This is a genomic window from Neptunomonas sp., assembly GCF_041601355.1.
Classification (GTDB): domain Bacteria; phylum Pseudomonadota; class Gammaproteobacteria; order Pseudomonadales; family Balneatricaceae; genus Neptunomonas.
Genome location: NZ_JBFIIH010000157.1, coordinates 1 through 7,915, shown reverse-complemented (window position 1 = coordinate 7,915; position 7,915 = coordinate 1). Strand labels below are relative to the sequence as shown.

Annotated in this window: 9 protein-coding genes; 4 read left to right on the top strand and 5 right to left on the bottom strand. The window is 43.8% G+C overall.

Translation table 11 applies throughout. The annotated features are described in order from the left end of the window. Nucleotides 1–468: cell division protein FtsA (gene ftsA / locus ABY436_RS17720; RefSeq protein WP_372740260.1), on the bottom strand; the 468-nt coding region annotated here is incomplete at its 3' end. A 501-nt stretch (nt 469–969) separates the two neighbouring features. Beyond that, nucleotides 970–1,968 (bottom strand): phage shock protein operon transcriptional activator, encoded by a 999-nt coding sequence (gene pspF, locus ABY436_RS17715; RefSeq protein WP_372740259.1) that lies wholly within the window; start codon nt 1,966–1,968, stop codon nt 970–972. Nucleotides 1,969–2,192: 224 nt separating this feature from the next. Between pspF and pspA the strand changes: the two genes are divergently transcribed. The 3 genes from pspA to ABY436_RS17700 are packed head-to-tail and all read left to right on the top strand — an operon-like array spanning nt 2,193 to nt 3,580. Continuing rightward, nucleotides 2,193–2,864, top strand: a complete 672-nt coding sequence (gene pspA, locus ABY436_RS17710) for a phage shock protein PspA (protein ID WP_090728530.1) — start codon at nt 2,193–2,195, stop codon at nt 2,862–2,864. 2 nt (nt 2,865–2,866) lie between these two features. Continuing rightward, nucleotides 2,867–3,109, top strand: coding sequence for an envelope stress response membrane protein PspB (gene pspB / locus ABY436_RS17705; protein WP_090728529.1), 243 nt, complete (start codon nt 2,867–2,869; stop codon nt 3,107–3,109). A gap of 9 nt (nt 3,110–3,118) precedes the next feature. Then, a complete protein-coding gene (locus tag ABY436_RS17700) occupies nt 3,119–3,580 on the top strand; it encodes a PspC domain-containing protein (RefSeq protein ID WP_372740258.1) in 462 nt (153 codons plus the stop codon). Nucleotides 3,581–3,690: 110 nt separating this feature from the next. On the opposite strand, the gene ABY436_RS17695 is transcribed toward ABY436_RS17700, so the two are convergent. The 3 genes from ABY436_RS17695 to ABY436_RS17685 all read right to left on the bottom strand — a co-directional run bounded on the left by ABY436_RS17695 (nt 3,691) and on the right by ABY436_RS17685 (nt 7,198). After that, nucleotides 3,691–4,389 (bottom strand): PEP-CTERM sorting domain-containing protein, encoded by a 699-nt coding sequence (locus ABY436_RS17695; RefSeq protein WP_372740257.1) that lies wholly within the window; start codon nt 4,387–4,389, stop codon nt 3,691–3,693. A gap of 397 nt (nt 4,390–4,786) precedes the next feature. Further along, nucleotides 4,787–6,166, bottom strand: a complete 1,380-nt coding sequence (locus ABY436_RS17690) for a short-chain fatty acid transporter (RefSeq protein ID WP_372740256.1) — start codon at nt 6,164–6,166, stop codon at nt 4,787–4,789. Between the two features lie 66 nt (nt 6,167–6,232). Further along, nucleotides 6,233–7,198 carry a bile acid:sodium symporter family protein gene (locus ABY436_RS17685; protein WP_372740255.1) on the bottom strand — a complete coding sequence of 322 codons (966 nt, stop codon included), beginning with the start codon at nt 7,196–7,198 and terminating at the stop codon, nt 6,233–6,235. Nucleotides 7,199–7,549: 351 nt separating this feature from the next. Between ABY436_RS17685 and ABY436_RS17680 the strand changes: the two genes are divergently transcribed. Then, nucleotides 7,550–7,747, top strand: coding sequence for a hypothetical protein (locus ABY436_RS17680; RefSeq protein WP_372740254.1), 198 nt, complete (start codon nt 7,550–7,552; stop codon nt 7,745–7,747). Nucleotides 7,748–7,915 lie beyond the last annotated feature (168 nt).

Genomic DNA, 7,915 nt, shown 5'->3' with positions numbered 1-7,915 from the left:
CACTTTGGCTTCTAAACGCACACCGGACATACCCAGCGGTTCTTTAATGCCTTCCTGGTTATCAATCAGGTATTCCTGCGGCAGGATGTGCAGAATTTTCTGATCAGCAGGAATAGCCACCGCACTGGCGGCATCGATAACGCGCTCCAGGTCATGATCCATTACTTCACGATCACGGACAGCGACAATGCCATGTGAGTTCAGACTGCTGATATGGCTACCCGCAATGCCAACGGTAACAGAGTGAATCTTGCAACCGGCCATCAATTCAGCTTCTTCAACCGCACGCTGAATCGATCCGACCGTCGATTCAATATTGATCACGACCCCGCGCTTCAGACCCCGCGACGGATGCGAGCCGATACCGACAACCTCGATATGGCCATCCGACATAACTTCGGCTACCAGGCACACCACTTTAGAGGTGCCGATATCCAGTGCGACGATCATGTTATGATCAGTATTCATCTAATTAACCATTAATTAATAAAATACAAAAACTTTTACCGATCTTCTTTTGCAACATTTACAATTTACTTATTGATATGGCAAATTATAAGCCAAATATCTATTAAATCCAGCAAGTATAACTATATACAGATAATAATTAACAATGTACAAAAAATCACCAGCTTATACCAATACTTATTCGGCGGCTATTTTACAAACTTTAGATATTTCTCTATTTTTCAAATAGATAGTCATTTCAGCTTTGAAATAAATGAGCACTGACCATTTAAAAGCAGCAAAATAAAACCTAAACCCAATATCTATTTTTATCAAAACTTAAATTTGAAAAAAATAAATAAATCAAAACCCAGTATTGACAAATTAATAAAACTTCAATATTTAATATTGATTAATCAAGCCAATATCAATATCTATTTTTGATTTTAAAAGCCTCAATAACTTCAACTATTTTTGTTTTTTAAACAGCGAAAAACTCCGATAAAGACATGTTTCAATATCTTATTGATGACGATCAATATAGCTTTTTAAAGGTATCATTTTATGCTTTCGCAATTGCGCTCTTAACTGGTGATAGGTTAAGCCCAGCTTTTCTGCCGCCAATTTCTGATTAAAGCGGGTTGTCTTAAGCGCATCTAATAACAACTGCTGCTCAAGCGCACCCACCTGATCTGACAATTTAGAAACCTCTGGTTGAGGGATGACAAACGGCACTTTTTTTACAGCCTCTTCACTACCTTGCAACCAACTCGCCGCAAACGGATCAATAATCAACTCATCGACAGGCTCATCAATCAACTCCTGCCGGTAAACACTTCGCTCCACTGCATTACGTAGCTCGCGAACGTTCCCTGGCCAGGCATACTCCAACATCTGACTTTTTGCATTGTCGGTAAAGCCGGGAAAGTATTGGCGTTCCAGCTCAAAACACATACTCAGCGCGAAATGCTCCGCCAGAATTAAAACATCCTGCTGGCGATACCTTAAAGGCGGAATATGTAAAACATCGAAAGCTAAGCGATCCAGCAGGTCTGCACGAAACTCTTCATTTTCAGCCATTCCTTGCAGATCGGCATTGGTTGCTGTAATCAAGCGCACATCCGCCTGCAACATGCTCTGCCCGCCCAAGCGTTCATACTCTCCGTATTCAACAATGCGCAGTAATTTCTCCTGCACTTGCGTTGAGCACGTTGCCACTTCATCCAAAAACAAACTACCACCTTCGGCACGCTCAAACCGACCCACATGACGTTTTACGGCACCGGTAAAAGCGCCCACTTCATGCCCGAAAAGCTCCGAATCAAGCAAATTATCATTCATCGAGGCACAGCTAACCTTGAGGAAATGCTGATCCCAACGTCTGGAAAGAAAGTGCACCCGCTCTGCGACCAGCTCCTTCCCCGTTCCACGCTCCCCAAGAATCAACACCGGTTTATTTAATGGCGCAATGCGGGATACCTGATCAGAGAGATCCAGCATTAAGGGTGATTCACCCAGCATTGTTTTTTTATTTGTTAGCCTCATAAGCTATATATTAGTTAAAAAAACTACTTTTTAGTTAATTTTTAACTAAATATAATCAACAAAATACCCAAAAAAATTTAAAACTGTTTAATATCAATTAGTTAATAAGTTGGCATGAGAATAGCTATGTATATTACTAAAGGCTTTTAGCTCATTGATCCGATCAGCAAAGGCCCACTAAACAGATCAGGAGAAGCACAATGGGTATTTTTTCACGCTTTCAGGACATCATTAATGCCAATATCAATTCTTTGCTGGATCGCGCTGAAGATCCGGAAAAAATGATTCGCATGATGATTCAGGAGATGGAAGAGACGTTAATTGAAGTACGCACTACATCGGCCAAAGTCATTGCCGATAAGAAAATGCTCGAACGCAGAGCGATTGCCCTGCAAAAAGATGCTGATGAGTGGGAAACGAAAGCAGCACTTGCTCTCAACAAAAAACGCGAAGATCTTGCCCGCGCCGCATTGACTGAACAGGCAGCCGCAGCAGAAACTCTTGAAATGGCACACCAGGAGCTTGATGCCATTGAGGAGCACCTGAACGACCTGAATAGCGAGATATCTCAGCTGCAGCACAAACTGGATGATGCTAAAGCTAAACAAAAATCGCTACTCGCCCGTGAGCAAACCACACGCTCTCGTCTGGAAATTCGTCGCCGCTTTAGCCGTGATAAGCTCAATGAAGCATTTGATAAATTTGAACGTTATGAGCGTAAAATGGATGATATGGAAGCTGAAGTTGAAAGCTATGACCTGGGCACTAAGGACCTTGCCAACGAGATCGAAGACCTCGAACGCAACGAAAAAGTTGACCAGGCAATGGCAAAGCTTAAAGCTCAGATGAACAAAAACAAATCTGGTGATTAATAATGTCTAGCTTCGCGTTCTTTTTCGTACCGACCGTCATCTTTCTGGGGATGGTCCTCCCTCTTTGGCTAATATTGCACTATGCCAGCAGATGGAGATCCACTAAAGCGCTTTCAGCTGAAGATAAACAAACACTGGAAGCCGCCATGAAGGAAGTAGAACGCCTTGAAAATAGACTAGAGACCCTTGAAACCATTCTCGACGCCGAGCAACCCGATTGGCAAACGCGTCACTCAGTAGATTAAGGAGGCTGTATGTTCACAGCTAAAGACCGAGGTTATGACATCGATTTATACCGCAGTACCGATAGACGCTGGATCGCAGGCGTGTGCGGCGGCATTGCAGAAAATATGCAGTGGTCTGCGACAGGTGTAAGAATAGGTGCCATTTTATTATTCATGTTTACCGGCGCCTTTGCCGTACTGGCATATATCGCTGCTGTCTTTTTGTTATCCAGCAGACCTTATGAAAGCAGCAAAACCTATCAGAGCAGCAAGGAGCGGGGAAACACATACGAAGGCGGCTTTTCCAGACAAACGCACCACCAGCACAAGCCAAACCTGAAACAGAAGATGTTTGATTACGGCGCATCGGCATCAAGCCGCATTGAAGAAATACGTACACGGATAGCAAAAGTAGATAAGCGAATTCGCGCCATGGAAGAGCATGTGACTTCACGCAAATTCCACTTCGATAGAGAGATGCGCCGCAGCTAGATTGAAATAATACAACTTAATTTAATAATCACTATCAAAATATAGAGAGCCTTCAACAATAAGGCTCTCTATGCTTTTAATGCAACCCATGCTCCCAATAGATCCAAAACCTATGCCCGCAAGACTGAGCGGCGAGAATACAACAGGCCAGTAAGACCTAAACCAAACAGCAACAGTGTTGCTGGTTCCGGCACCTCGCCAGGAGGCGTAGTCGGTGTAGAGCTATATGATTTATCACTTCCTTTGCAACTTTCATTATCATCAGGAAGCAGATCATCGCCACTACAAAAAACCTGCGAACGAATTCCCACCAAACCAAAATCAGATAAGCCCAGGCCAAAGTTGTTAGTCACCCAACTAAAGGTTTGCTGCCCCTCATATCCCTGTACACCCAAACTGAACACCAACTCCCATTGCCCATCGGGAGCAATTAACGATGGATTTAAACCACTAAGATTACAGCCATTTCCACAATTATCCGAGGCAGTATCAGTAAAAATCAAGTTAGCTCCCAATGCACCAGGCACAGTAACAGTAGTATCAACAAACCCTGCTGATGCTACCGCGCCGACAGTCTGATCACCAAAATCAACAAACAAGCCTAACGCCTCCGCATTCCACGGACTAATCGTCAGGTTATATGTAAATTTACCCGCGGTATTATCATCAACCGTGAAAATATAATTCGGAGAGCCACCTTCATTCGTCGTCCAGGTATCATAAGTCAGAACATTGGCCTGAACCGTCATTGAGGAGAGCAAAAACCCACACATCAACATGGCCAAGCTTATACATTTATCCCCTTTCATAACTTCACTCCTCAAATCAGGAATTAAAACACTCTATAAATCATCTTATGCAAAGTTTAAACCAAAAAGGCTATTTTTATAATATTCAACATGTTGAAAATAAATAATTATTTAACGAAGCAAGGGATGTAAAATTTACTGACGCCGATATAAATTCAAACAAAATACCATACTATCGTATTAAACATTTGCTTAAAACGTAAGTATAAAACACCTGTTTATGACATGAATATCAAAAACAAATAACAACCACATCCATAGGTGCCTCACGCACAATCAGCCAGGCACCACGTACCGTCTGAACCGCGGATTCCAGTCGGCAGTGCGATACAAAAAATACAAAAAAACCAGCTTCATCAGCTGGTTTTTGTTGTGTTAACCGATTAGTAAAGTGCTGTTAAAAAACCAATAGGCCAATAGAGATAATCACACCCGAGCCAAGCAAAGCCATGATGCAATACCCCATTACATCTTTAGCGCCCAACCCGGCAATAGCCAGCGCAGGCAGCGCCCAGAAAGGCTGAATCATGTTGGTCCAGGCATCACCCCAGGCAATCGCCATGGCAGTTTTTGCAGCATCAACACCCAACGCGGCACCAGCAGGCATCATGATCGGAGCCTGCACCGCCCATTGACCACCACCAGAAGGTACGAAGAAGTTAACAATACCCGCGCTTAAAAAGGTAAATAATGGGAAGGTTGTTTCGTTTGAGATAGATACGAAGGCTTCAGAAATCACCCCGGCCAATGACACACCAGAATCACCTGTTGCTGTCATCATGCCCATGATGCCCGCATAAAACGGAAACTGTAGCAGTATGCCAGCACAATTTTTAGCACCTTGAGAAACCGAGTTAAGCAAACTCTTTGGGGTACCATGCAACAAGATAGCCGAAAACAAGAAGGTGAAGTTCACAATATTCAGGTTGAGCGCAAAACCATTATTCATAAAATAATAGATGATGTAAGCAAAGCCCATTGCACCTAACAACAGGGACAATACACGGCTGTTTTCCAGACGCTCCGCCGGAGACATGTCCTCTTTATTCGGCAATACCGCTTCAACAGCGTGCTCTTCCAGCAGCGCCGCATCGATCGTCACCGTATCTTGAGCAGCAGGATGCATAAGACGATTCAGCAAAGGAATGGTAATAAACATCACTGCTAAAATAGTCAGGTTCATGGCAGAAAAGAGGGTTTCAGAAGTGGGAATAGCCGACGTTACCGCACCATTGGTGACGGTTTCAATATTGCTGCCACTGGCGATAGCCAAAGGAATCGAGCCGGACAAGCCCGCATGCCAAAATAAAAAACCACTGTAAGCAGAGGCGATTAACAAACGATAATCCACGCCTTTTACTCGTACCGCAAGCTCACGAGCAAAAATAGCGCCTAAGACTAAACCAAAACCCCAGTTGATCCAGCAAGCAACGGCACTGACCACAGTCACCAAAATAATGGCCTGGCCCGGCGTTTTAGCAACCCCAGCCATTATGGCCAACTTACGCTTAAACGTCGGAGCACTGGCCATCGCATGGCCGGTCACCACCACCATCGCCATCTGCATAGAGAAGGTTAATAATGCCCAAAACCCACCTGCCCAGGCATCAACCACCTGCATAGGACCCTGGCCTGTACTTGGCATTACCAACACAAACACCAACAGGGTTAAGACGATAGCAAAGATAAAAGGATCCGGAAGGTAACGCTGTAACAGGATGACAAAAAACTTACTTAATCGTTGCAATACGGTTAATTGCGCGACATTAGTATTCATATTTCTTCCTAATATATTGTCAGGTAGCATCGATAAGAGGCTATTTATTTTTTACGCTTTTGGCGTCTATCGGGATAACGGCAGTTGGCCCTTATCGGGATAACTGTTTTCACTCAACACGGGAGTGTCTTTTGTAACGGGTCGGCGGCTCCAATAGCTCGCCAACAATGAACCAGAAATATTGTGCCACACACTGAAAATGGTACCAGGCAGAGCCGACATAGGCGTGAAGAATTTCACTGCTAATGCTGCAGCTAGTCCTGAATTTTGCAAACCCACTTCAAAGGCAATGGTACGACATACTTTCGCATCAAAACCCAACAGATACGTCACCCAGTAACCCAGTATCAGACCAATCGAATTATGCAGAATCACCGCCGCTGCAACCACCAGACCAACTTCAACCAGTTTAGAAGAGCTTAATGCCACGACAATCGCAATAATCAGGACAATCGAAAACATAGAGATGTACGGAAAAACCGGTTCGGCTTTACGGATAAACTTAGAGAAAAAGGTATTAATCAGCACACCAGCCGCGACAGGCAGCAGTACGATTTTAAACAAGCTGATCAACATCGACGCCACGGGCACATCGACACTTTTACCTATCATCAATGACACCAGCAAAGGTGTCATTAACACACCAAGCAAGGTCGAAATGGCCGTCATAGAAATGGACAGTGCCGTGTCGCCTTTCGCTAAATAGCACATAACATTAGACGAAGTACCACCCGCCACACTGCCAACCAGCAACATACCAACGGTCAATTCGGTATCAAAGCCAAACACCATCGCGACACCAAAGGCGGCAATAGGCATGACCAAAAATTGCAGCAAAACACCAACGCCCACGGCCTTTCTGCTTTTCAATACTTGCTTAAAATCAGCCGGACTTAACGTCAGACCCATCGCAAGCATAATAACCATCAGTAAAGGAACGATTTGCGTTTTCAGACCGACAAATAAATCCGGCTGAAAAAAAGCAAGGGCAGAAAGCAATAGCGCCCAGGCAGGAAAAAGCTGAATAACCATAACATTGAACTCCATGTATCCCACTCAGTTTTACTGACGATAGGTTAGTAAAAACGAATAAGAAGCGACGATTAATTATTAATAGCCCCATTTCATCTTTCTTACGGCTAACCTGCCCGGAGGTTAATCCGCGGGCTCGTAAAATAACGATTCACGAAAGTAAGTGATGAAATGGGAGGGGCTGGATTGTACCGAAATGAAAAGGCATAAAACAGTGTTTATCGATGTTCTGAAACGCTTAAACAGAAACCAAGAAATACAAATAGTTACGGGGACAGTTTACTTAACTCCTCAACTCTGGCGAGATAAGCTGTATTTGATAAGGATGTATCAAATACAAGGAGCGACACAATGGCCAGGATGGCTCGAGTGGTTATCCCAAACTATCCCCACCATATCACCCAGCGTGGCAACCGCCGCCAGGAAACCTTTTTCATAGATGATGATTACCAGGCTTACATTTCTCTGTTGAGCAATGCTAAAAAGCAGGCAGGCATAGATTCACGCCCATCTGGTGGTGGTTCCCGAACACAAAGTGGGCTGAATTAAGTAAACTGTCCCCGGAATTACGCAACGTGATAAGTCTTTTGTTTAATTTGACTGGCTGGCAAGTAACCTAAAATCAGCTTCATATTTTTCCAATTTTTTAAGCAGAGACTGTTTTTGATTGGCATCTAAACTGTTAAAAAAATTTACAATAAAAACAGTGGTGACTTG

What these genes read in the sequence shown, in the direction of transcription:
- ABY436_RS17700 (WP_372740258.1), top strand. Translation starts at nt 3,119, where the DNA reads ATGTTCACAGCTAAAGACCGAGGTTATGACATCGATTTATACCGCAGT.
- pspF (WP_372740259.1), bottom strand. Translation starts at nt 1,968, where the DNA reads ATGCTGGGTGAATCACCCTTAATGCTGGATCTCTCTGATCAGGTATCC.
- pspB (WP_090728529.1), top strand. Translation starts at nt 2,867, where the DNA reads ATGTCTAGCTTCGCGTTCTTTTTCGTACCGACCGTCATCTTTCTGGGG.
- ABY436_RS17695 (WP_372740257.1), bottom strand. Translation starts at nt 4,389, where the DNA reads ATGAAAGGGGATAAATGTATAAGCTTGGCCATGTTGATGTGTGGGTTT.
- ABY436_RS17685 (WP_372740255.1), bottom strand. Translation starts at nt 7,198, where the DNA reads ATGGTTATTCAGCTTTTTCCTGCCTGGGCGCTATTGCTTTCTGCCCTT.
- pspA (WP_090728530.1), top strand. Translation starts at nt 2,193, where the DNA reads ATGGGTATTTTTTCACGCTTTCAGGACATCATTAATGCCAATATCAAT.
- ABY436_RS17690 (WP_372740256.1), bottom strand. Translation starts at nt 6,166, where the DNA reads ATGAATACTAATGTCGCGCAATTAACCGTATTGCAACGATTAAGTAAG.
- ABY436_RS17680 (WP_372740254.1), top strand. Translation starts at nt 7,550, where the DNA reads ATGGCCAGGATGGCTCGAGTGGTTATCCCAAACTATCCCCACCATATC.